The sequence below is a fragment of the Erythrobacter neustonensis genome (assembly GCF_001663175.1).
In the GTDB taxonomy this organism is placed as follows: Bacteria; Pseudomonadota; Alphaproteobacteria; order Sphingomonadales; family Sphingomonadaceae; genus Erythrobacter; species Erythrobacter neustonensis.
The window spans coordinates 728,320-750,421 of record NZ_CP016033.1 but is presented as its reverse complement, the minus strand read 5'-3'; the positions used below and the strand labels follow the sequence as shown (position 1 = coordinate 750,421).

Here is a 22,102-nt window from a genome sequence, read left to right as displayed (position 1 = left end):
CGGGGAGGAAGGCAGTATGGCGGGACGGGTAGCGGGCAAAGTGGCGCTCGTGACGGGCGGGGCGATGGGGCTGGGCAAGGCCGATTGCGAGGCGCTGGCGCGCGAAGGCGCCAAGGTGATCGTCACCGACCGCGATGCCGAACTGGCGCACAAGGTCGCCGACAGCATCGGCGGCGACGCGCTGGCGCTCGATGTGACCGATGAAGACCAGTGGATCGAGGTGATGCGCGCGGTCGAGGAACGCCACGGCGGGCTCGACATCCTCGTCAACAACGCGGGCAACGTGATCTTCGAAAGCATCGAGGATTGCAGCCTTGCCCATTTCCGCCTGCATCTCGACATCCACGTGGTCGGCACGTTTCTGGGCTGCAAATACGCCGTCCCGCTGATGAAGCACCGCCACAAGACTGTCGGCGGGGGCGGATCGTCGATCATCAACATGGCATCGACCGCCGCGCTTCTGGGTTACGGTGCCATCCCGGCCTATGCCGCGTGCAAGGCGGGGATCGCGGGGCTGACCCGCAGCCTTGCGATGGACTTTCAGGACAAGGGCTACGGCATCCGCGTGAACGCGCTCGCCCCCGGCGGGATCGAGACCCCGATGGTGCGCGATATCTCGGGCCGGGCGGGGCAGGAATTGCAGGCCGTGGCCGAAGGTCCGCTCGATGCCAATGCGCTGGGCGCCCCCAAGGATGTGGCTGCCTGCGTGCTGTTCCTCGCCTCGGACGAGGCGCGTTTCCTCAACGGCCTGACGATCCCCGTGGACAATGGCCTTTATGCCCGACCCCATCACTGAGACCGCACGCAAGCCGGGGGCGTACCGCTGGTATGTCCTCGGCCTGCTCACGCTGACGAGCGCGTTCAGCGTAGCGGATCGGCTGGTGTTCTCGATCCTGGTGGAGGATATCAAGACCGCCTTCGCCCTCAGCGATACCGAGCTGGGGCTTTTGGGCGGCGCCGCCTTTTCGGTGGTCTACGTGCTGGCGGGCTTTCCCGCTGCGCGGCTGGCCGACCGTTCGACCCGCAAGAACATCGTGGCCGCCGCAATCGGCTTCTGGAGCCTGATGACCGCAGCCTGCGGGCTGGCGACGGGGTTCTGGACCCTGTTCCTCGCGCGCACCGGCGTGGGCGTGGGCGAGGGTTGCTCCGGGCCATCTGCCCAAAGCCTCGTGGCGGATTATTTCACCCGCGCCGAACTTGCCAAGGCGATGGGGTTCCTGACCATCGGGGCGAGCATGGGCACAGCGGGCGGCCTACTGATCGGCGGGCAACTGGCCGAGATGTTCAACTGGCGCTGGGCCTTCGTGCTGATGGGCCTGCCGGGCCTGCTGCTGGGCGCGGTCATCTATCTCACCATGCGCGAAGCGCCGCGCGGACAATATGCCCCTGCCGGCACCGACATGGCGCAGCGCCCCCTGGGCGAGACCATCCGCAGCCTTTTGACCAACCGCGTCTTCATGGGTCTGGCGCTGGGCTGGGCGGTGCAGATCATGATCGGCTATGCGCTCGCTTTCTGGATGGCCCCGGTGATGTTGCGCGAATTCAACATCTCGACCGGCGATGTGGGCCTCTATCTCGGGCTTACCTTCTTTCTGGGCGGAATACCGGGCCCGATCCTCGGCGGCTATGTCACCCAATGGCTGTGCCTGAAAGACGAGCGCTGGCGCGCGTGGCTGCCGGGCGCAACCAGCCTTGGCTGCGTGATCCCGCTGGCCCTCAGCCTGACCTCGGGCAGCTTCGGTGCGTTTCTGGGCTGGTTCGGCCTCGCCTATGCGATCTATGTCGCATCACAGGCGGGGATCATGTCGGGCATCCAGGCCGCGGTCGAACCGGCGAGCCGCGGCTTTGCGGTCGCCCTCGCCCTGTTCTTCAACAACCTCATTGGGCAAGCGCTGGGCCTTGCCGTAACCGGCGCCCTGAGCGACGCGCTTGCACCCACGCAAGGCCCGCAGGCGCTGGCGATTGCGGTGTTCGCGGTGTCGCTGGGGGCAGGGGCGGCGAGCCTTGCGATCTTCGCATGGACGGCAAGACAGATGGGGCCGAGCGGTTACCTGGAGCAGATGCGGGGAAGGTAGCCGTCCGCTATCGGGAAGGGCTGACGGCCTGCGTAATGGCTGCAATTGGGTGGTTTTCTGCCGATCCTCTCAATATTTGCCATTGCATTCGATGCGCTCAAATTTCCGTTCGCTAGGCAAATAGGAGATGGTAACGAGCGAACATCCTCCGCCGCTCGTCGCAGGAAGATCTTCCGGATCATCGAGCCAGAGGCTCTGCCCCGCTGCGACCAACCTAAGTCCCTCGCCACCTGAAGGACACGGGAAAGGGTCATCATCAAGGCCCCGGCAAAGTTTCAGCACCTGTCGGCGATGATCCGCAGAGTGAACGGTGTAGACACCCAGAATTCGGCCGTTGCCCTTGGCATAATATCGTTCGTAGCGGTCCAGTGGCCATGCGCCTTCGGGAAGTTGGAGGGCAGCTTCGATAGTTTCGCTCAACTGCTCTTTCTCGCTGCTCGCTACCGAACACGCGCTCAAGCACAGGATGCACATTGAAACAAAGGCAATTCGCTGCTCCCTCATCTTGCGACTTTGCGACGGAGGCTAGCCAGCAGCAAGGGGGGCGGAAGCCGAACGGCAGTTTTTTCTGCGCACCCGCAAAAGCTGCCGTTCATGCCATGCGTCATTCGCTGTCCTGCCACACCGCAGCACAAGCACGCTGGTTGTGCGCTTCGATAAAGCGCGCGAGGTTGTCGGTGCCTTCGGGCAGCTTCCAGCCCACGGTGAAGCCGAAATTGGCAAAGGCGAAGATCAGCAGGTCGGCAAAGGTGAAACGGCCCAGCGCGATGTGGTTGCCGGCGCCCAGATAGCTGTCGAACAACCGCCACTTTTCATCCGCCAGCGCGGAAAGTTCTGCGCCTGCTTCCATCGAGACCACGGTCATGCGCGGCTGGAACATCGGGCGGCCTGCGCCTGCGCGAAAGCCCATCGTCATCGGCACGACGACCTCCTGATCGAACAATCGCGCCCATTTGCGCACCTGCGCGCGCTCGACCGGGGTTTCTCCGAAGAGGTTGGGGGCGGGGTGCAGTTCCTCGATATATTCGCAGATCGGCCAGCTTTCGGTGAGGCAGGTGCCGTCGTCGAGTTCGAGCGTGGGGGTGGTGCCTTGGGGGTTGCGCGCCATGTATTGCGCATCCTGCCGGTTCTGGCCTGCGATGATGTCGTAATGCACGCGGGCAAAATCGCGCCCCTCCTCCAGCCCCTTCTCGATCATGAACATCCGCACGAGGCGCGGGTTGGGGCCGAGGCTGGAATGGAGCGTGGTCATGCGTGTCTCTCCCGGATGGCGATGGTGCGGCGGTTCTAGGGGGGCAGGGCGGCGCCGTCGCCCTCCTAAATGCGCTAGGCCGCGCGGCAAAAGCGCTTGCGCCGCGGTGCTGTATTGCGCAGATAAGGCACCATGGATCACACCCCGATTGCCCTGCCGCCGGAAGACGAGGGCGCGCTCACCAGGCTGCACCGCAATTATGCCCATGCGCTGCGGGTGCGCACGGCCCTGACCGCGATCCCCTTTCTTGCCGGGTCGCTGGTGCTCGAAACCGCCTTTCGCGACGAGCGGCTGTTTCCGACCGGAATCATCGCGGGCGCTGTGCTGCTGATCGCGATCGCGCTGGTGATCCGCATTCCGCAGTCGCGTTACAATGCGCGCGGGTATCAGATCGGTGCCGACCGGCTGCGCGTGGTGCGCGGGCTGCTGGTGCGCCGCGATACCGTGGTGCCGTTCGGCCGCGTGCAGCATATCGATGTCGACCAAGGGCCGCTCGAGCGGTTCTTCGGCATCGCCACACTGACGCTGCACACCGCGGGCAACCACAATGCCAGCGTCGCCTTGCCGGGGCTGGGCGAGGAACTGGCGCGCGACATGCGCGAGGACATCCGCAGCCACATCCGGCGCGAAAGCCTGTGAGCGAGGCGCGCCATACCGCGCCCACCAGCGTTGTCATCGGCGCGCTGGGCGCGATCCGCAGCGCGGTGATCCCCGCGGCCGCGATCGCCTTTTCGGGGATCGGCGATGGCGGGCGGTTCTGGGTCGCGGCCGCGGTGGCCGCAGTCGCGGTGACGATCGGCGTGGTCACGAGCTATCTGGGCTGGCGGCGGCTGACCTATACCGTCTCCGAGGCCGATATCCGCGTCGAAAGCGGGATTTTCAGCCGCGCGGCGCGTTCGGTCCCGTTCGAGCGGATCCAGGATGTCAGCCTCGAAGCCAAACTGCTCCCGCGCCTGCTGGGGCTGGTCGCGGTCAAGTTCGAGACGGGGGCGGGCGGGGGCGATGATCTGGCGCTGCAATATCTCACCACCGCCGATGGCGAGCGCCTGCGCCAGTTGGTGCGCGAACGGCGCGAGGACGGGGCGGCGATGGTGGCCGCTGCCGAACCTGCCGGCGATGCGCCCGAACAGGATAGCGGCGAGGTCTTGTTCGCGATGGGCCCGCGCCGGCTTTTCACCTTCGGCCTGTTCGAATTCTCGCTCGCGGTTTTCGCGGTGCTGGGCGGCGCGCTGCAATACATCGACGATGTCAGCTCGATCGATGTCTGGAATGTCGACCTGTGGTATCGCTGGCTCAAGGAGCAAGGCAGCACGGTCGCGACGCTTGGGCCCTATGCGCAGGCGCTGGGCGCGGCGGCGGGGCTTATCGGGCTGTTGCTGGTGGGTTCGGTAACGGGCGTGGTGCGCACCGTGCTGCGGGACTGGGGTTTCACGCTCACCCGCTCGGCGCGCGGGTTCCGGAGGCAGCGCGGGCTGCTCACCCAGACCGATGTCGTGATGCCCGCGCACCGGGTGCAGGGGCTGGTGATCGGCACGGGTCTGGTGCGCTACCGGCTGGGCTGGCACGGACTGAGCTTCGTCAGCCTTGCGCAGGATAGCGAGAGCGCAAGCCACGTGGTCGCGCCCTTCGCCAGAATGGACGAGATCGCGCCGATCGCGCGGTCGGCGGGGTTCCGGCTGCCCGATGCGGCGACCGACTGGCACCGCGCGAGCAAGCGGCATCGCACCGACAGGGCAATCATCGATTCAAGTGTGTTCGTGATTGCGGCGGGCGTGACCGCGGCCTTCGCGCCCTTCGGCCTGTTCCTTATCCCGCTGGGGATGGCGGTGATCGCGGTGGCGGCCAATCTTTATGCCTGGGAGTTTCGCCGCCACGCGATCGATGACGCGCAGGTCTATGCCAGCCACGGCTTTGCCTCGCCCACGCTGGGGGTGGCGACCCGGCTCAAGCTGCATTCGGCCGAGATCGTGCAGGGGCCGATCGCGCGGCTGCGCGGCTATGCCTCGGTGCACCTTGGGCTCGCAGGCGGAGCTTTCGCGATGCACGGGGTGCCGCTTGCCGAAGCGCGCGCGTTGCGGGCCGCGGTGCTCGAAACGATCACCGCAACCGATTTCTCGCGGCTCGACGCAGCGCCGCAGGCGGGCGCTCAGACCCTGAATTCGGCCCAGCCGGGGTTCTCTTCGAACTTCCTGGCGACATAGGAGCAATCGGGGCGGATCAGGAAGCCCTGCCGCCCGGCATCCTCGACCAGCCGGTCGACCAGCGCCGCCGCCACGCCGCGCCCGCCGATTTCGCGCGGGACGATGGTGTGCGCGGCGATCCGCACTTCGTTGCCGTCCTTTTCCTCGCCCGGTTCCCATTCGAGATAGCCCTGTTCGGTCGATCCCTCGACCGCCGCGACATAGCGGCCGCCCGCGCCCTGAACGTGGTGGGTGATGGTGGGCTGGGCGATTTGGTCGGTCATGATGCTATGCTCCCGCTTGTCACGCCGGAAAGTGCGGCTAGAGGCGAAAGCCTATGACCCTCGCCAAACCCTTCCTGTCCGACAACGCCGCCGCCGTCCACCCCCGCGTGTGGGACGCGATGCGCAAGGCCGACCAACCGGACAACCCATACGACGGGGACCGGCTTTCCGCCGAGCTCGACGCGCGGTTCACCGCATTGTTCGGGCGCGAATGCGCCGCGCTGTGGGTGGCGACGGGCACGGCGGCCAATTGCCTGGCGCTGGGCACGCTGGTGCAGCCACATGGCGGGGTGGTGTGCCACGCCGAAGCGCATATCGAGGTCGACGAGGGCGGCGCGCCGGGCTTCTTCCTCCACGGTGCCAAGTTGATGCTGGCGCAAGGCGAGGGCGCAAAGCTGACGCCCGAAGCCATCGCGGCCTTCGTCGATCCGATCCGCAACGACGTGCATCAGGTGCAGCCGCACGCGATCGCGATCACGCAGGCAAGCGAATATGGCCGCGCCTATACGCCGGGCGAACTGGCGGCGCTTGCCGCCTTTGCCAAGGATCGCCGGCTTGGCCTGCACATGGACGGCGCACGCTTTGCCAATGCCGCCGCCTTCCTCGGCGGTTCGGCGCAAACGGCGGCGCGCGCTGCGAGCGGGCCGGTCGACAGCCTCGCCTTCGGCTTCATCAAGAACGGCGGCATGGGGGCCGAGGCGGTGGTGCTGTTCGATCCCGAGCGCGCGATGGACGTGCGCTATCGCCGCAAGCGCGCCGGCCACCTGCAATGCAAGGGCCGCTATCTCGCCGCGCAGATCCTCGCGATGCTCGAGAATGACCTGTGGCTCGCTAACGCCGCGCACGCCAATGCCGCCGCGCAGGAAGTTGCCGCGGGCTGCGCCGACCGTCTGCTGCACCCGGTCGAGGCGAACGAGCTGTTCGTGCGCCTGACCGAAGCCGAGCGCGCGGCGCTGCGCGCGCAGGATTTCGCCTTTTACGATTGGGGCGCGGATTCGGCGCGCTTCGTCACCGCTTGGAACACGCGGCCCGAGGATGCGCAGGCGCTGGGCAAGGCGATCGCCGCATTGTGAGCGACGCATCCGCACCATCGATGCTCAGCCCGCGGGTGCTGTTCCCGTTTCTGGTGACCGGCACGATCTGGGGCTCGACCTGGTTCGTGATCGCCGGACAGATCGCCGATGTGCCCGCCGCGTGGGGGGTGTTCTTCCGCTTCATGCTGGCAACCCCGGCGCTGTTCGTGGTGGCGATGCTGATGGGCAACCGCCTGCGATTGAACCGCGCCGAACACCTGCTCGCGCTGGGCGTGGGGATCGCGCAGTTTTCGGGCAATTTCCTGTTCGTCTATCATGCCGAACAGCACATCACCTCAGGCATCGTCGCGGTGATGTTCGCGCTGCTGATGGTGCCCAATGCGCTGTTTGCCCGCGTCTTCATCGGCGAGCGGGTGCAGGGCGGATTTATCGCCGGCAGCATGGTGGCGATTGCGGGCGTCGCGCTGCTGCTCGCGCATGAATGGAACGCCGCCCCGCTCGGCGGCAGCGTGGCTTTGGGCATTGTGCTCGCGGTGGGGGGGATGCTGTCGGCCTCGATCGCCAACGTCGTGCAGGCCAACCCTACGGGCCGCGGCGTGCCGATGGTGAGCCTGCTGTCATGGGCGATGCTCTATGGAACGGTGTTCGACTTCGGCTTTGCGCTGGTTACGCAAGGCCCGCCGCAGGTGCCGGTGACGTGGCAGTTCTGGGCAGGAACGGCCTATCTCGCGATCATCGGGTCGGTGGTGACGTTCCCGCTGCACTACAATCTGGTGCGCGAGATCGGCGCGGGCAAGACCGCCTATAACGGGATCGTCACGGTGTGCGTGGCGATGCTGCTGTCGACGCTGTTCGAAGGGTTTGCGTGGGATGCGCTTTCGGGGGCCGGGATGGCGCTCGCGCTTACCGGCATGGGGCTGGCCTTGCGCGCGCGAAGGGTGAAGGCCGTGCAGGTCCAGCAATCGGGGGCGCTGCGGCGCTGATCAGACGAGCGCGGCGAGCCCTTCGACATAGGTCGGATATTTGGGCTGCCAGCCCAGCACGCGTCTGGCCTTGCCGTTGGCGACGCGGCGGTTCTCCATGTAGAACCCGCGCGCCATGTCGGACAGGTTGGCGCTCTCCAGCGTTTCCAGCGGCGGCAACGGCAGCCCGAGCAAGCGGCAGGCGTGCTCGGTCACGTCATTGCCGCTGGTGGGAAGATCATCGCCGAGATTGTAGGCGCCCGGCGGCGCGTCCTGCTCCAGTGCGGCGACCACCCCGCTGACGATGTCGGCGACATGGATGCGGCTGAAGACCTGCCCCGGAATATCCATCCGCCGCGCCTTGCCCTCGCGCGCGCGGTCAAGCGCGGAGCGGCCTGGCCCGTAGATCCCCGGCAGCCGGAACGCGCGCGCGCCTATCGCCAGCCATGCGGCATCGGCTTCGGCGCGCGCATTGCGGCGGCCTTCGCCGGCCTGCGCGATGGTGGGGGTCGCCTCGTCGACCCATGCCCCGCCGCGGTCGCCGTAAACGCCGGTGGAGGAAAGGTAGAACAATGCGCGGCCCTTCAGCGCCTCGGCATATTCGCTCAGCACCGGATCATCGCCATCGCGGCCCGGCGGGACAGAGGAGAGCACGTGGCTGGCATCGTCCAGCGCGGCGAGCACCGCGTCGGAATCGGCAAAGGCGATGTCGCCTGCGCTGCCCGTCGCGCGCACCTGCCAGCCGCGCCCCTGCATCGCGGTGGCGATCCGCCCGGCGGTGTAGCCGAGCCCGAAGATCAGCAAATGGGCCATCACGCAAACCTAAGCATTGGACGCCTGCACGAAACAACCTAAATCAGCAGGCATGGATATCGCAACCACCCCCACCACGCCCGAAGGCAACCCCGAAATCGCGGATGCCGCCCCCACGCCGCACGATCCGCCGGTGATCCGGCGCGAGGATTATGCGCCCTTTGCCTGGGCGGTGCCGACCACGCGGCTCGATTTCCGGCTTGCCCCCGATGCCACCCGCGTCACCGCGACGCTGGACGTCGAACGCAACCCGGCAGCCGATCCCTCGCCCGAACTGCGGCTCAATGGCGACAGCCTGACCGCGGAGAGCGTGACGGTCGACGGCGCGCCAGCGACATGGCGGATGGACGGGCCCGATCTGATCGTGACCCTGCCGGGCGAGCGCCACAGCGTCGAGATCGTCACGATCATCGACCCTTCGGCCAACACGCAGCTGATGGGGCTGTATGCCTCGAACGGAATGCTGTGCACCCAGTGCGAGAGCGAGGGCTTCCGCCGCATCACCTTCTTCCCCGACCGGCCCGATGTCTTGTCGACCTATGCGGTGCGGATGGAGGGCGACAAGGCGGCCTTCCCGATCCTGCTGTGCAACGGCAACCGCGTGGCCGAAGGCGACAACGGCGATGGCACCCACTGGGCCGAATGGCACGACCCCTGGCCCAAGCCGTCCTACCTGTTCGCGCTGGTCGCGGGCGATCTGGTGGCGAATTCGAAGCCTTTCACCACGGTTTCGGGCCGCAAGGTCGAATGCAACGTCTGGGTGCGGGCCGAAGATCTGGCGCGCACCGATCACGCGCTCGAATCGCTCCACCGCTCGATGAAGTGGGACGAGGAAGTGTTCGGGCGCGAATACGACCTCGATCTCTACAACATCGTCGCCGTCTCCGATTTCAACATGGGGGCAATGGAGAACAAGGGGCTCAACGTCTTCAACACCAAATACGTGCTGGCCGACCCCGACACCGCGACCGACGCCGATTTCGACGCGGTCGAAGGCGTGATCGCGCACGAATACTTCCACAACTGGTCGGGCAACCGCATCACCTGCCGCGACTGGTTCCAGCTTTCCTTGAAGGAGGGCTTCACCGTGCTGCGCGACCAGATGTTCAGCCAGGACATGCGCGGCGAGGCGGTCAAGCGGATCGAGGATGTGCGCATCCTGCGCGCAGCGCAGTTCCCCGAGGATGCCGGGCCGCTCGCGCACCCGATCCGGCCCGACAGCTACCGCGAGATCAGCAACTTCTACACCGCGACCGTCTACAACAAGGGCGCGGAAGTCATCCGCATGATGCGCTCGATGGTGGGCGAGACGCGGTTCCGCGCCGGGACCGATCTCTATTTCGACCGCCACGACGGCGAGGCGGCGACCTGCGAGGATTTCGTCCGCGCGATCGAGGACGGGGCCGGGGTCGATCTTGGCCAGTTCCGGCTGTGGTATTCGCAGGCCGGCACGCCGCGCATCGCGGTCTCGCAGATGGTCGAGGGCGACACGCTCAAGCTGACGCTCAAGCAGACGGTGCCCGCCACCCCCGGCCAGCCCGACAAGCAGCCCATGCCGATCCCGCTCAAGGTCGCGGTCCATTCGCGGAGCGGCGCGCTGGGTGCCGAGCAGCTGATCGTGCTCGACAGCGCGGAGCAGACGTTCGATCTGCCGCTTGCCGGGCCCGATCCGGTGGTCTCGATCAACCGCGGCTTTACCGCTCCCGTGGTGATCGAACGCAGCCTCTCGCGCGAGGATCTGGTGTTCCTCGCCGCGCACGATGACGATCCCTTCGCGCGGTCGGAAGCCTTGCAGGAGCTTGGCGTCGCCCATCTGGTCGGCGCGGCGCGCGGCACGCTTTCGGCAGAGGAACAGGCCGACGGTGAGGCGGCGATCATCGCGGCCTTCCGCGCGAGCCTTGCCGACGCGGCGCTCGACGATGCGATGCGCGGCGAACTGCTGGTGCTGCCATCCGAAACCTATCTGTTCGAAGCGATGGCAACGGGAACGCAGCTTGCCGATCCCGGCGCGATCCACACCGCGCGCGAGGGGCTGAAGGCCGCGATCGCAACGGCCCTTGCGGGCGAATTGCAGGCCGCGCACGCACGCACCAGCGCGATCCCGCTCGATGATCCTGCCGGCCGCGGCGCGCGCAAGGTCAAGACGCTTGTCCTCGGCCTGATCGCGGCTGCCGATCCTGCCACCGCAGCATCGCTGGCCGCGGCGCAGTATGATGCGGCCGACAACATGACCGGTCGGCAAGGCGCGCTGATGGTCTTGTGCAGCCTCGATGTGCCCGAACGCGAAGCGCGGCTTGCCGCCTTCTACGAGCGGTACAAGGACAACGCGCTGGTGATCGACAAGTGGTTCACGCTGCAGGCGCTGTCGTTCCACCCCGATGTGATCGCGCATGTTCGCAAGCTTGCCGAACATCCCGATTTCACGATCCGCAATCCCAACCGCGTGCGCTCGCTCCACATGGCGTTTGCGGGCAATCCCAAGGGCTTCCACAAGGCCGATGGCGAGGGATACCGGATGGTCGCCGACGTGATCCTCGCACTGGACCCTATCAATCCGCAGACCGCGGCGCGATTCGTGCCGGCGCTGGGCCGCTGGCGGCGGATCGAGCCGGGGCGTGCGGCGCTGATGAAGGCCGAGCTTGAACGGATTCTGGCCAGCGGTAACCTGTCGCGCGACACCTTCGAGCAGGTCAGCCGCTCGCTCGAAGGCTGACCGGGGGGTGGACTTCCAGACCGACACTTCGCCGCTGCTCGAAGGCGTGCCGCACGCCTTTTTCGGCAGCAATGGGGCCAAGCACCAGTTCGGTTTCGGCGGGCCGGGCGACGGGGCCGATGTGCGCGCCTTGCGCGCGGCGGCGGCGGCATCGCTGTGTCCGGGCGGTAGCCTCGCCGCACCGCATCAGGTGCATTCGCCCGATGTGGTGACGGTCTTGCAAGGCTGGGACGATGCTGCCGAAGGGCGCCCGGTGGCCGATGCGGTGGTTACCGCCACGCCTGGCATCGTGCTGGGCATCGTTACCGCCGATTGCGGGCCCATCCTGTTTGCCGACCGCGCGGCGGGCGTAATCGGCGCGGCGCATGCGGGCTGGCGCGGGGCGGTGGACGGCGTGCTTGAAAACACCATCGCCGCAATGGAGGCGCTGGGCGCGACGCGCGGCAATATCGCCGCGGTTCTGGGGCCCACGATCGCGCAGCCCAGTTACGAGGTCGACGCGCCCTTTCGCGCGCGTTTTCACGTTGATGCCGAACGCTTTTTCGCGCCCGCACCGATGCGTGAAGGCACCGCGCGGTGGCATTTCGACCTGCCGGGTTTCATCACGGCGCGGCTGACTGCGGCAGGCCTTAGCAAAACTGCGGATACGGCGCGGGATACATTCGCCGAGGTTGCGCGTTACCATTCGCACAGACGCGCCACACAGGCGGGCGAGGCAAATTATGGTCGGCAGATCAGTATGATCGCGCTACCATAGAGCGCGCTTGCACGGCTGTGAACGCAGCTTGACTAAAACACGGTTGGATTCTCGAAGGATTGCCGTTAATTGCCCGCCCGTAGTTTTGGGTCGAGGTCGCCGCGATGGCACCTGCGGGCCCGGAACGGGGACCAATCGACGGATCGGCCAGGGGCTTGACGGGCTCCGTATCGGAACATCACGCCGCGCAGGGCTTTCCGGCGCGGCAAAACGAGCAGGGTAAGACGAAATGGCACCTGAAACGGCCGCTACTACCGAACTCACCACCGCAGACGGCGTGCGTCGCCGCGACTGGATTCACGTCGCCGCCCTGGGCACCGCCGGTGTCGGCGCGGCATCGGTACTGTTCCCGCTGATTTCGCAGATGGCGCCGTCGCAGGACGTGCTTGCCGCGAGCACCACCGAGATCGATGTCGGTGCGATCCAGCCCGGGCAGAGCATCAAGGCAACCTTCCGCAAGCAGCCGCTGTTCGTGAAGCGGCTCACCCCGGAAGAAATCGCCGCCGCCAAGAAGGATGATGCGGTCGACATGCGCGACCCCGCCGCACTGGCCGAACGCACCAAGGAAGGGCACGAGGACGTGCTCGTGACGATGGGCGTCTGCACCCACCTCGGCTGCGTGCCGCTGGGCGCGGCCGAAGGCGAGAACAAGGGCGAATTCGGCGGCTATTTCTGCCCCTGCCACGGTTCGCACTACGACGTCGCCGGACGCATCCGCAAAGGCCCTGCGCCCAAGAACCTGCTGGTGCCGGAATACGAGTTCAAGTCCGATACGGTCATCCGGGTCGGTTGATCCTGCGTATCTGACACGCCAAACAATCGCCTGACTTTTCCCTTCGATCAAGCCGAGAGAACGCCATGAGTTTCGCCTGGGCCAAGCAATACGAACCGAAGACCGGATTGACCAAGTGGCTTGATGAAAAGCTGCCGTTGCCGCGTCTCGTCTACAACGCTGTCGGGGCCGGTTATCCGGTGCCGCGCAACCTCAACTACATGTGGAACTTCGGCGTGCTCGCCGGGGTCTGCCTGATGATCCAGATCATCACCGGGGTCGTCCTGGCGATGCACTACGCGGCCAATGGCCTCGTGGCCTTCGCCACCGTCGAACACATCATGCGCGATGTGAACTACGGCTGGATGCTGCGTTATGCCCACGCCAACGGCGCGAGCTTCTTCTTCATCGTCATCTACATGCACATCTTCCGCGGCCTGTTCTATTCGTCGTACAAGGCCCCGCGCGAGATGATCTGGCTGCTGGGTGTGGTGATCTTCCTGCTCATGATGGCGACCGCCTTCATGGGTTACGTGCTTCCCTGGGGCCAGATGAGCTTCTGGGGCGCGCAGGTGATTACCGGACTGTTCAGCGCGATCCCCTTGGTGGGTGAGCCGCTGCAGGTGTGGCTGCTGGGCGGTTTCGCGCCCGACAACGCCGCGCTGAACCGCTTCTTCAGCTTGCACTTCCTGTTGCCCTTCGTGATCGCGGGCGTCGTGATCCTGCACATCTGGGCGCTGCACATTCCCGGCTCGTCGAACCCGACCGGCGTTGAAGTGAAGCAGGAATCGGACACCGTTCCGTTCCACCCCTATTACACCGCCAAGGACGGCTTCGGTCTCGGCGTGTTCCTGATCCTGTTCACCGCGATGGTCTTCTTCCTGCCCAACGCGCTGGGTCACCCCGACAACTACATCGAGGCCAACCCGCTCTCGACGCCTGCGCACATCGTTCCCGAATGGTACTTCTGGCCGTTCTACGCGATCCTGCGTGCCTTCACCGGCGATCTCACCATCCCCTTCACCGGCATCACCCTGATCCCGGCGAAGCTTCTGGGTGTGATCGCGATGTTCGGTTCGATCCTGCTGTGGTTCATCCTGCCCTGGCTGGACAAGAGCCCGGTGCGTTCGGGTCACTACCGCCCGCTGTTCCGCAAGTTCTTCTGGTTCGGTCTGATCCCGACCATGGCGGTGCTGTTCTACTGCGGCGGCGCGCCGGCCGAGGAACCCTTCGTGGTGCTCAGCCAGATCGCAACCGCGTATTACTTCCTGCACTTCCTGGTGATCCTGCCGATCATCAGCCAGATCGAAGTGCCCAAGCCGCTGCCCTTCTCGATCACCGAAGCGGTGGTCGGTCAGGACCCGGCCCGGGAAGCGCCGCGTGCCGGTGTGGTGAATGGCGGCGACGCCGGAAACCTGCCCGATGGATCGCTGCAACCGGCCGAGTGATCGGCCGGTCGCAAGCCAGAGCAATCTGAACCGATAACGAGAAAGAGTTCGGACATGACTATTCGTCTTGGAGGCATCATCGTCGGCCTCGCCATCACTGCGGTGCTGGTGTTGTGGTCGCTGCTGCCCGGTGCCTACAACTACGCTTTCGGCCCGGCGCCGGAAAAGCAGCCCTCCTATGCCTTCTACGAGCATGGCGAAGGCCCCGAGGGCGGCTTTGCCTTCGACGGCGCGTTCGGCAAGTGGGACATGGCCCAGCTGCAGCGCGGCTACCAGGTCTACAAGGAAGTCTGTGCGGCCTGCCACAGCCTGAAGTTCGTCTCGTTCCGGAACCTGCGTCAGCTGGGTTACACCGAAGCCGAAGTCGATGCCGAAGCGAAGAGCTGGACCGTGCCCGGCATCGACCCGCAGACCGGTGAAGCCACCACCCGTCCGGGCCTGCCGACCGATGCCTTCCCGAGCCCCTATCCCAATGCGATTGCCGCAGCGGCCGCGAACAACAACGCGATCCCGCCCGATCTTTCGCTGATGACCAAGGCGCGTCACGACGGCAGCAACTACGTCTATGACCTGCTGACGGGTTACGGCGAACCCGACCCGGCCAAGGCGGCCAAGGTCGGCTTCGAGACGCCCGATGGCCTCTACTTTAACAAGCACTTCCCCAACGTGAACATCGCGATGCCCCCGCCGCTGAGCGATGGTCAGGTGACCTTCGCCGACGGTACGGCATCGACGGTGCCGCAGATGTCGAAGGACGTTGCCGCCTTCCTGACCTGGACCGCCGAGCCTTCGCTGGTGGAACGCCGTCAGACGGGCTGGTTCGTGGTCGGCTTCCTGCTGTTTGCGACCGTGCTTGCCTTCCTCAGCTACAAGCAGATCTGGGCCGGGCTGAAGCCCAAGAAGAAGTAAGCTTCAAGGTCCGCCGATCACGGCTCATTCGCGCCCCGTCATCCCTTGCGGATGGCGGGGCGCTTGTGCTTTGAGCACCACGAAAGGGGCGTTTGCCACATGACACCGCATCTCTCGCCGGAGGAGTTGAAGGGGCTGGTGCGCACCGTGCCCGACTTCCCGCACCCCGGCATCCAGTTCCGCGACATCACCACGCTGATCGGGCACCATCAGGGCATGGCGGCGAGCGTGCATCACCTTGCCGCCGCCGCGCGTGATGCCGGGGCGGACAAGATTGCCGGGATGGAGGCGCGCGGGTTCATCTTCGGCGCGGCGGTCGCGGTGCAGCTTGGCGTCGGCTTTGTCCCGGTGCGCAAACCCGGCAAGCTGCCGATCCCCACCATCGGCATCGACTACGCGCTCGAATACGGGACCGACCGGCTCGAAGTCGATCCGGGCGCGATCGGCGCGGGAGAGAATGTCGTGATCGTCGACGACCTGATCGCCACCGGCGGCACGGCACTGGCATCGGCCGAGCTGCTCCGCCGGGCAGGTGCGGCGGTGACCCATGCGCTGTTCGTGATCGACCTGCCCGATCTCGGCGGAGCCGATCGGTTGCGTCAGGCAGGGATTGCCGTCACATCCTTGATGGCCTTCGAAGGCGAATAGCCCAAGCGCGCGCATCCGCACCGCAGCGATGTTTCACGTGAAACACAGGCGCATGGGCGCTGCAAGACGGGGCTGAAGGGAGGCAGGACAGGGTCAGGACGGGGGCAAGGTGCGCGCAAAACGCGGCAAGGTCTGACTGCACCGCCGTGCCTCAGGCCATGCGCTCGGCGGAACATTGGATGGGGTCGGCGGGTTGTCCTGTTGTATCATCGTCGTCTATGGCCGCGGTCGGGGGGGGTGATGCGCGCTCCGCCCATGTATGCTTTTCCCGTGAAGGACCCGACGAGCCGCCTATGGCAACCGCCATGACGCTTCTGATTCTGGCCCTGATGCCGTTCGGTGCCGCGCTCGCGATTGCGCTGCTGCATGCTGCGCCGCGCGCGGTGCATTCGGGCATCGCGGGCGGCGCTTCGGCTGCGGGCCTTGCGCTGATCGCCAGCCTTGCCGCGCCGGCACTGTTCGGCACTGCGCCTGCCGCATCATGGGGCTGGGTGCCTGCGCTGGGGCTCGATTTCGCGCTGATACTCGATCCCCTGGGCTGGATGTTCGCGCTGCTGATCCTCGGCATCGGACTACTGGTGGTGATCTTTGCGCACAGCTACCTCTACGAAAGCGAGGACACGGGCCGCTTCTTTGCCAGCCTGATGCTGTTTCAGGGCGCAATGCTGGGGATCGTGATTGCGGGCAATGTCCTGCTGCTGATGATCTTCTGGGAAATGACGAGCCTTGCCAGCTTCCTGCTGATCGGGTTCTGGCAGCACAAGCCCGAGGCGCGCCAAGGCGCGCGCATGGCGCTCGCGATCACCGGGGGCGGGGGGCTTGCGCTGATCGGCGGGCTGGTGCTGCTGGGACTGGTCGCGGGCAGTTTCGATCTGGCCACGATCCTCGAACGCGGTGCGGTGGTGAAGGGATCGCCGCTTTACCCCGTGATCCTCGCGCTGATCCTCTTGGGCTGTTTCACCAAGTCCGCGCAGTTCCCGTTCCACTTCTGGCTGCCCCACGCGATGGCCGCGCCCACGCCGGTCAGCGCCTATCTGCATTCGGCGACGATGGTGAAGGCAGGCGTGTTCCTGCTCGCGCGGCTGTGGCCGGTGCTGGCGGGCACGCCCGAATACACGCTGATCGTGACGGGCGTGGGGCTGGTGACGATGGTGTTTGGCGCGGTGGTCGCGTTGTTCCGGCACGACCTGAAAAGCATCCTTGCCTATTCGACAATCTCGCAGCTTGGCATGCTGGTGATGCTGCTGGGTTTCAGCCTCGAAGCGGCCGCAATGGCCGCGGTGCTGCACATCCTCAACCATGCCGCGTTCAAGGCGGCCTTGTTCATGAGCGCCGGGATCGTCGAGCATGAAACCGGCACGCGCGATATCCGCAGGCTTGGCGGGCTGGCCAAGGCGATGCCGGTCACCGCGCTCGTCGCAACGCTGGCGGCGGCGTCGATGGCGGGGCTGCCGCCGCTGGGCGGGTTCATTTCCAAGGAGCTGATGCTCTACCAGACGCCCAAGTTTGTGCTGTTTGGTCTGCCTTGGCTGTTGCCGCTGCTGGCGACCCTGGGCGCGACCTTCTCGGTCGGCTATTCGCTCAGGCTGGCGGGGCACCTGTTCTTCGGCAAACCTCGCGAGGCCGAACCCTTCGCCCGCGCGCATGATCCCTCGCCCGGAATGTGGGGCGCGCCTGCATTGTTGACGGGTTTGGCGGTTCTGCTGGGCCTTGTGCCGATGTTGATCGCCGCGCCGCTGGTGGGCGCGGCGACCGGCGCGGTGACGGGGCTCGGCATACCAGAAGTGGAACTGTCGCTGTGGCATGGGGTCAATCTTGCGCTGATCCTCAGCCTCATCGCGGTCGCGGGCGGCGCGCTGCTGCTCTGGCAGCATGGCGGGCTGCTTGCGCTGTGGGAGCGGGCGCGCCTGCCCGATGCCAAAGCGCTGTTCGAGCGCGCGCTGGGCTTTGCGGTGGCGCGCGCGCGCAAGTTCATGGTCGCCACCCACACGCCCTCGCTCCAGAGGATGCTGCTCGCCAGCTTTGCGGTCATCATCGCGCTGATCGTTGAGGGAGCAATCGTCGGCGGCGGCAGCCTGACCGGCACGCGCACGCTGCTGCCCGCCAATTTCCCCGCCGTCGTCGCATGGGCGCTGTTGCTGGTCGCAACCGCGATCGTCACTGCCGGATCGCATCACCGCCTGCGCGCATTGATCGTGATCAGCGTGATCGGTCTGGTGGTCAGCCTGACCTTCGCGGTGCTCTCCGCCCCCGATCTCGCGCTCACGCAGATTTCGGTCGAGGCGGTGACGGTGCTGCTGCTGCTGCTCGCGCTCAACATGCTGCCCAAGAGCCCGCCCACCCTGTCGTCGCGCCCGCGGATGCTGCGCGACGCGGCGATTGCCGGGACGGGCGGATTGCTGGTGGGCGCGATTGCCTGGGCGATGCTGACGCGCGATCCGGGCAGCACGATTGCCGCCTATCATCTTGCCAATGCCAAGTCGGGCGGCGGCGGCACCAATGTGGTCAACGTGATCCTCGTCGATTTCCGCGCCTTCGACACGCTGGGCGAGATCATCGTGCTGGGCGTGGCGGGCTTGGGCATCTATGCGCTGCTCGACACTGCGGCGCGCGGCGCGGCGGGGGCGCGGCTGCGCGCATGGCGCGAGGATATGCCCCATTCGCCCGAGCGCCATCCGATGATGTTCGTCGCGGCGAGCCGGATCATCCTGCCGCTGACGCTGATGGTGGGGATTTACCTGTTCCTGCGCGGTCACAACCAGCCGGGCGGCGGGTTCATCGCCGCGCTGGTGGTGGCGGCGGCCTTCCTCGTGCAATATCTGGCCGCCGGGTTCGACTGGTCCGATGCGCGCAAACCCTTCAACGAGCATCGCCTCATCGCGTGGGGCGTGCTTGCCGCGATGGCATGCGGGCTGGGTGCGATGCTATTCGGCGCGCCGTTCCTGACCAGCTGGTTCGATTATTTCACTTGGCCTCTGGTGGGCGAGTTCGAGCTGACCAGCGCGATGATCTTCGATACCGGCGTGTTCCTGACGGTGCTGGGCGCAGTGATGCTCGCGCTCTCGCAGTTGAGCGCGATCGCCAAGCGCGCCGCGCGCGCCGCCGCCGCTGAACGGGAGCGCGGCCGATGAGCTATGAATTCCTCGTCGCGAGCGCGATCGGCGTGCTGGTTGCCGGCGGCATTTACCTCGCCCTGCGGGCGCGCACGTTTCAGGTCGTGCTGGGGCTGACGCTGATTTCCTATGCGGTGAACCTGTTCCTGTTCGCGAGCGGCCGGCTGGTGCTGGCGCGCCCGCCCATCTGGGACAAGGCGGTGACCGAATACACCGATCCGCTGCCGCAGGCGCTGGTGCTGACCGCGATCGTCATCACCTTCGGCATGACCGCTTTCGTGGTAATCCTCGCGCTGCGCAGCTTCCTTGAAACTGGCAGCGACCATGTCGACGGGGCCGAGGTGCCGTGCGATGTGCAGGACGGGCTTGCGGACGATACCGACGCTGCGGGAGACGCACCGTGACGCTGGCCGATCACCTGCCGATTCTGCCGATTGCGGTGCCCGCGCTCGCCGGCCCGGTCGCGCTCCTGCTGATGCAGCGCCGCCGGGCGCTGGCGGTGGGGATCGCACTGGTATCGGGCGCGGTGCAACTGGCGCTGGCGCTGGCATTGATGGCGCGGGTGTCGGACGGGACGGTGCTGTCCTATGCGCTGGGCGCGTGGCCTGCGCCTTTCGGGATCGTGCTGGTGGCCGACCGGCTCGCCGCGCTGATGCTGGTGCTGACTGCGGTGCTGGGGCTGATCGCACTGCTGCACGCGGTGCTGACCCGCACCGATCGCAAGGGCTGGCATTTCCACCCCTTGTTCCAGTTCCAGTTGATGGGTTTGAACGGCGCGTTCCTGACCGGCGATCTGTTCAACCTCTTCGTGTTCTTCGAGGTGCTGCTGATCGCGTCTTATGGCCTGATGCTGCACGGGCAGGGCGCCGCGCGATTGAAGGCCGGGGTGCAGTATGTGGTGGTGAACCTTGTCGGCTCGTCGCTGTTCCTGATTGCACTGGGGATGCTCTATGCGCTCACCGGCACGCTCAACATGGCCGACATGGGGCTGCGGATCGCCTCGATCGCGCCCGATGATCAGGGGATGCTGCGGATCGCCGGGCTGCTGCTCACCAGCGTGTTCGCGCTGAAGGCCGCGGTGGTGCCGCTCCACCTGTGGTTGCCGCGCACCTATGCGGCGGCGACCCCGGCGGTGGCGGCCCTGTTTGCGATCATGACCAAGGTCGGGGTCTATTCGCTGATCCGCGTGGTGCCGCAGGTGTTCGGCGAAAGCGCAGGCTTTGCCGCATTCGTGCCGGGGCCGTGGTTGCTGCCCGCCGCGATGCTGAGCGCAATTATCGGCTTCGTCGGGGTGTTCAGCGCGCGGTCCCTGTCCGAACAGGCAGCCTATGCGGTGGTCGGGTCGACCGGCACGCTGCTGATCGCGGTCGCGGGCTGGAACCCGGCAACGATGGGTGCGGCCCTTTACTACCTCGTCCATTCGACGCTGGCGGCGGCGGCCTTGTTCCTCGCAGTCGATGTCGCGGCACGGCGGCGCGGCAGCTACCGCGACAATGCAACGCCCGGCGCGGCCTTTGCGGGGCGCGGGCTTGCGGCAATGCTGTTCATGGCGGCGGCGATCGGGGTGACGGGCCTGCCGCCATTGTCGGGCTTCATCGGCAAGTTGCTGGTGCTTTCCGCGCTCACCACGCAGCCCGATTGGGGCTGGGGCTTCGGCGTGATCCTCGTCACCACGCTGATCGCGGTGATCGGCTTTGCGCGCACGGGCAGCGCGGTGTTTTGGAAAACCGCCGAGAACGCCGACATGCCCCCGCCGCGCGCCAACCGCACCGATATGATCGCGCCTGCCATCGCGCTTGCGCTGCTGGCCGCGCTGTCCGTCGGTGCCGGGATCGTCAGCGATTACACGTCTGCCGCCGCGCAGCAAATCTTTGATCCCGCGCAGACCGCCGCCGTGGTGCTGACGGAGCCGATGCAATGATCGCGCGCCTTTTCCCGCATCCGGGTCTCACCGCGCTGCTCACCGCGATGTGGCTGGTGATGGTGGGCGAGATCAGTTTCGGTGCGCTGCTGCTCGGCCTCGTGTTCGGGATCATCGTTCCCATCTTCACGGCCGCCTGGTGGCCCGGTCGCCCGCGCGTGCGCTACGTTCCCGCGCTGTTTTATGTCCTCCTCGTGCTGCGCGACATCGTGGTCGCCAATTTCGAGGTCGCCGCGATCATCCTGTTCAAACGCTCCGCCGATCTGCGTCCCGCCTGGCTGACCGTGCCGCTCGATCTCGACAGCATCGAGGCGATCACGGTGTTCGCGGGCACGATCAGCCTGACGCCCGGAACAGTGTCCGCCGATGTTTCGGCCTGCGGGAAATACCTGCTTGTCCACGCGCTCCACGCGCCCGACCCGGCAGGCGAGGTGACCAAGGTCAAGACGCGTTACGAGGCGCGGTTGAAGGAGATCTTCCGATGAGCGGCGCGGTGCTCGACGGCGCGATCCTGTTCGGCTTTGGTGCGCTCGGCCTGGCGCTGGCGATGAACCTGTGGCGGCTCGTACGCGGGCCGGGCGTGGCCGACCGCATCCTCGCGCTCGACACGATGGTGATCAATGTCATCGGGTTGATCGTGCTCGCCGGGATTGCGGGCAGCAGCGGCACCAGTTTCGAAGCCGCGCTGCTGCTCGCGATGGTCGGGTTCGTGGGCACGGTCGCCTATGCCAAGTTCCTGCTGCGCGGGGATATCATCGAATGAGCGACCTTGCCGTCCTGTCGCAATGGCTGGTCGCCGCGCTGATCGTGCTGGGCGGCAGCTTCGCGCTGATCGGCAGCTGGGGGCTGGTGCGCCTGCCAACGCTGATGGAGCGATTGCATGGCCCCACCAAGGCGACAACGCTGGGGCTTGGTGGCATTCTGCTGGCATCGGTGCTGTGGTTCCAGCTGGTGCGCGGCACGTGGACCACGCATGAATTGCTGGTGTCGGTGTTCCTGTTCATGACCGCGCCGATCAGCGCCAACATGATCGCCAAGGTGCACCTGCACCGGATGCGCGTGGGCGAGGCGGATGCGCTGCCCAGCCCTGCCGGGCCGCCCGCGCCGCCGCCGGGCGGGGTGGACTGGGCGACGCACGAAGCGCCGCACGAAGGCTCGCCGGGCGACATGGAAGGCGACTAGCGTTACACACGGCGCTAGGCACGGCGCCGCGGGGGCAAA

The 22,102-nt window shown here is 66.5% G+C and carries 22 protein-coding genes; 18 read left to right on the top strand and 4 right to left on the bottom strand.

Annotation, left to right across the window (positions count from 1 at the left end; genetic code table 11):
• The first annotated feature begins 16 nt into the window (after nt 1–16).
• Both A9D12_RS03500 and A9D12_RS03495 read left to right on the top strand, forming a co-directional pair.
• The gene (locus A9D12_RS03500) at nt 17–796 is read left to right on the top strand and encodes an SDR family NAD(P)-dependent oxidoreductase (protein WP_068349824.1); all 780 of its coding nucleotides are present in this window, start codon (nt 17–19) and stop codon (nt 794–796) included.
• The gene (locus A9D12_RS03495) at nt 777–2,075 is read left to right on the top strand and encodes a spinster family MFS transporter (RefSeq protein WP_068349822.1); all 1,299 of its coding nucleotides are present in this window, start codon (nt 777–779) and stop codon (nt 2,073–2,075) included. Before A9D12_RS03500 ends, A9D12_RS03495 begins: the two co-directional genes overlap by 20 nt.
• 69 nt (nt 2,076–2,144) lie before the next feature.
• On the opposite strand, the gene A9D12_RS14615 is transcribed toward A9D12_RS03495, so the two are convergent.
• Complete coding sequence (locus A9D12_RS14615) at nt 2,145–2,579, bottom strand: hypothetical protein (RefSeq protein ID WP_197489871.1); 435 nt, start codon at nt 2,577–2,579, stop codon at nt 2,145–2,147.
• A gap of 100 nt (nt 2,580–2,679) precedes the next feature.
• On the bottom strand, nt 2,680–3,327 hold the full coding sequence (locus tag A9D12_RS14410; RefSeq protein ID WP_068349820.1) for a glutathione S-transferase family protein: 648 nt from the start codon (nt 3,325–3,327) through the stop codon (nt 2,680–2,682).
• Between the two features lie 132 nt (nt 3,328–3,459).
• Here A9D12_RS14410 and A9D12_RS14610 point away from each other — a divergent pair, with 132 nt between their 5' ends.
• The gene (locus tag A9D12_RS14610; RefSeq protein ID WP_068349818.1) at nt 3,460–3,966 is read left to right on the top strand and encodes a PH domain-containing protein; all 507 of its coding nucleotides are present in this window, start codon (nt 3,460–3,462) and stop codon (nt 3,964–3,966) included.
• A complete protein-coding gene (locus A9D12_RS03480; RefSeq protein ID WP_068349816.1) occupies nt 3,963–5,528 on the top strand; it encodes a PH domain-containing protein in 1,566 nt (521 codons plus the stop codon). Before A9D12_RS14610 ends, A9D12_RS03480 begins: the two co-directional genes overlap by 4 nt.
• Here A9D12_RS03480 and A9D12_RS03475 read toward each other — a convergent pair.
• Complete coding sequence (locus tag A9D12_RS03475; protein ID WP_068349814.1) at nt 5,474–5,791, bottom strand: GNAT family N-acetyltransferase; 318 nt, start codon at nt 5,789–5,791, stop codon at nt 5,474–5,476. The genes A9D12_RS03480 and A9D12_RS03475 overlap by 55 nt on opposite strands.
• Nucleotides 5,792–5,844: 53 nt before the next feature.
• On the opposite strand from A9D12_RS03475, the gene A9D12_RS03470 reads away from it, so the two are divergent.
• Together A9D12_RS03470 and A9D12_RS03465 are read left to right on the top strand one after the other, a co-directional pair.
• A complete protein-coding gene (locus A9D12_RS03470; protein WP_068349812.1) occupies nt 5,845–6,864 on the top strand; it encodes a threonine aldolase family protein in 1,020 nt (339 codons plus the stop codon).
• On the top strand, nt 6,861–7,808 hold the full coding sequence (locus A9D12_RS03465) for a DMT family transporter (RefSeq protein ID WP_231889689.1): 948 nt from the start codon (nt 6,861–6,863) through the stop codon (nt 7,806–7,808). Before A9D12_RS03470 ends, A9D12_RS03465 begins: the two co-directional genes overlap by 4 nt.
• Here A9D12_RS03465 and A9D12_RS03460 read toward each other — a convergent pair whose 3' ends face one another.
• The gene (locus A9D12_RS03460) at nt 7,809–8,600 is read right to left on the bottom strand and encodes a Rossmann-fold NAD(P)-binding domain-containing protein (RefSeq protein WP_068349807.1); all 792 of its coding nucleotides are present in this window, start codon (nt 8,598–8,600) and stop codon (nt 7,809–7,811) included.
• A 52-nt stretch (nt 8,601–8,652) separates the two neighbouring features.
• On the opposite strand from A9D12_RS03460, the gene pepN reads away from it, so the two are divergent.
• The 12 genes from pepN (at nt 8,653) to A9D12_RS03400 (ending at nt 22,063) form a co-directional block, all read left to right on the top strand.
• Nucleotides 8,653–11,313, top strand: coding sequence for an aminopeptidase N (gene pepN / locus A9D12_RS03455; protein WP_068349805.1), 2,661 nt, complete (start codon nt 8,653–8,655; stop codon nt 11,311–11,313).
• Between the two features lie 7 nt (nt 11,314–11,320).
• On the top strand, nt 11,321–12,070 hold the full coding sequence (gene pgeF, locus A9D12_RS03450) for a peptidoglycan editing factor PgeF (protein WP_231889688.1): 750 nt from the start codon (nt 11,321–11,323) through the stop codon (nt 12,068–12,070).
• A gap of 229 nt (nt 12,071–12,299) precedes the next feature.
• Nucleotides 12,300–12,863 (top strand): ubiquinol-cytochrome c reductase iron-sulfur subunit, encoded by a 564-nt coding sequence (petA, locus tag A9D12_RS03445; protein ID WP_068349803.1) that lies wholly within the window; start codon nt 12,300–12,302, stop codon nt 12,861–12,863.
• A gap of 65 nt (nt 12,864–12,928) precedes the next feature.
• Nucleotides 12,929–14,290, top strand: coding sequence for a cytochrome b (locus A9D12_RS03440; RefSeq protein WP_068349800.1), 1,362 nt, complete (start codon nt 12,929–12,931; stop codon nt 14,288–14,290).
• A 54-nt stretch (nt 14,291–14,344) separates the two neighbouring features.
• Nucleotides 14,345–15,199, top strand: a complete 855-nt coding sequence (locus A9D12_RS03435) for a cytochrome c1 (protein ID WP_068349798.1) — start codon at nt 14,345–14,347, stop codon at nt 15,197–15,199.
• Nucleotides 15,200–15,298: 99 nt separating this feature from the next.
• Nucleotides 15,299–15,847: an adenine phosphoribosyltransferase gene (locus A9D12_RS03430; protein ID WP_068349796.1), complete on the top strand. Its 549-nt coding sequence runs from the start codon at nt 15,299–15,301 to the stop codon at nt 15,845–15,847.
• A gap of 305 nt (nt 15,848–16,152) precedes the next feature.
• A complete protein-coding gene (locus A9D12_RS03425; protein ID WP_231889687.1) occupies nt 16,153–18,978 on the top strand; it encodes a monovalent cation/H+ antiporter subunit A in 2,826 nt (941 codons plus the stop codon).
• On the top strand, nt 18,975–19,364 hold the full coding sequence (locus A9D12_RS03420) for a Na+/H+ antiporter subunit C (RefSeq protein ID WP_068349792.1): 390 nt from the start codon (nt 18,975–18,977) through the stop codon (nt 19,362–19,364). Before A9D12_RS03425 ends, A9D12_RS03420 begins: the two co-directional genes overlap by 4 nt.
• A complete protein-coding gene (locus tag A9D12_RS03415) occupies nt 19,361–20,881 on the top strand; it encodes a monovalent cation/H+ antiporter subunit D (RefSeq protein ID WP_068349790.1) in 1,521 nt (506 codons plus the stop codon). Before A9D12_RS03420 ends, A9D12_RS03415 begins: the two co-directional genes overlap by 4 nt.
• Nucleotides 20,878–21,366 (top strand): Na+/H+ antiporter subunit E, encoded by a 489-nt coding sequence (locus A9D12_RS03410; RefSeq protein WP_068349788.1) that lies wholly within the window; start codon nt 20,878–20,880, stop codon nt 21,364–21,366. Before A9D12_RS03415 ends, A9D12_RS03410 begins: the two co-directional genes overlap by 4 nt.
• Nucleotides 21,363–21,644 (top strand): K+/H+ antiporter subunit F, encoded by a 282-nt coding sequence (locus tag A9D12_RS03405; RefSeq protein WP_082925374.1) that lies wholly within the window; start codon nt 21,363–21,365, stop codon nt 21,642–21,644. The genes A9D12_RS03410 and A9D12_RS03405 overlap by 4 nt, the downstream gene beginning before the upstream one ends.
• Complete coding sequence (locus A9D12_RS03400) at nt 21,641–22,063, top strand: Na+/H+ antiporter subunit G (protein ID WP_068349786.1); 423 nt, start codon at nt 21,641–21,643, stop codon at nt 22,061–22,063. The genes A9D12_RS03405 and A9D12_RS03400 overlap by 4 nt, the downstream gene beginning before the upstream one ends.
• Nucleotides 22,064–22,102: the final 39 nt, after the last annotated feature.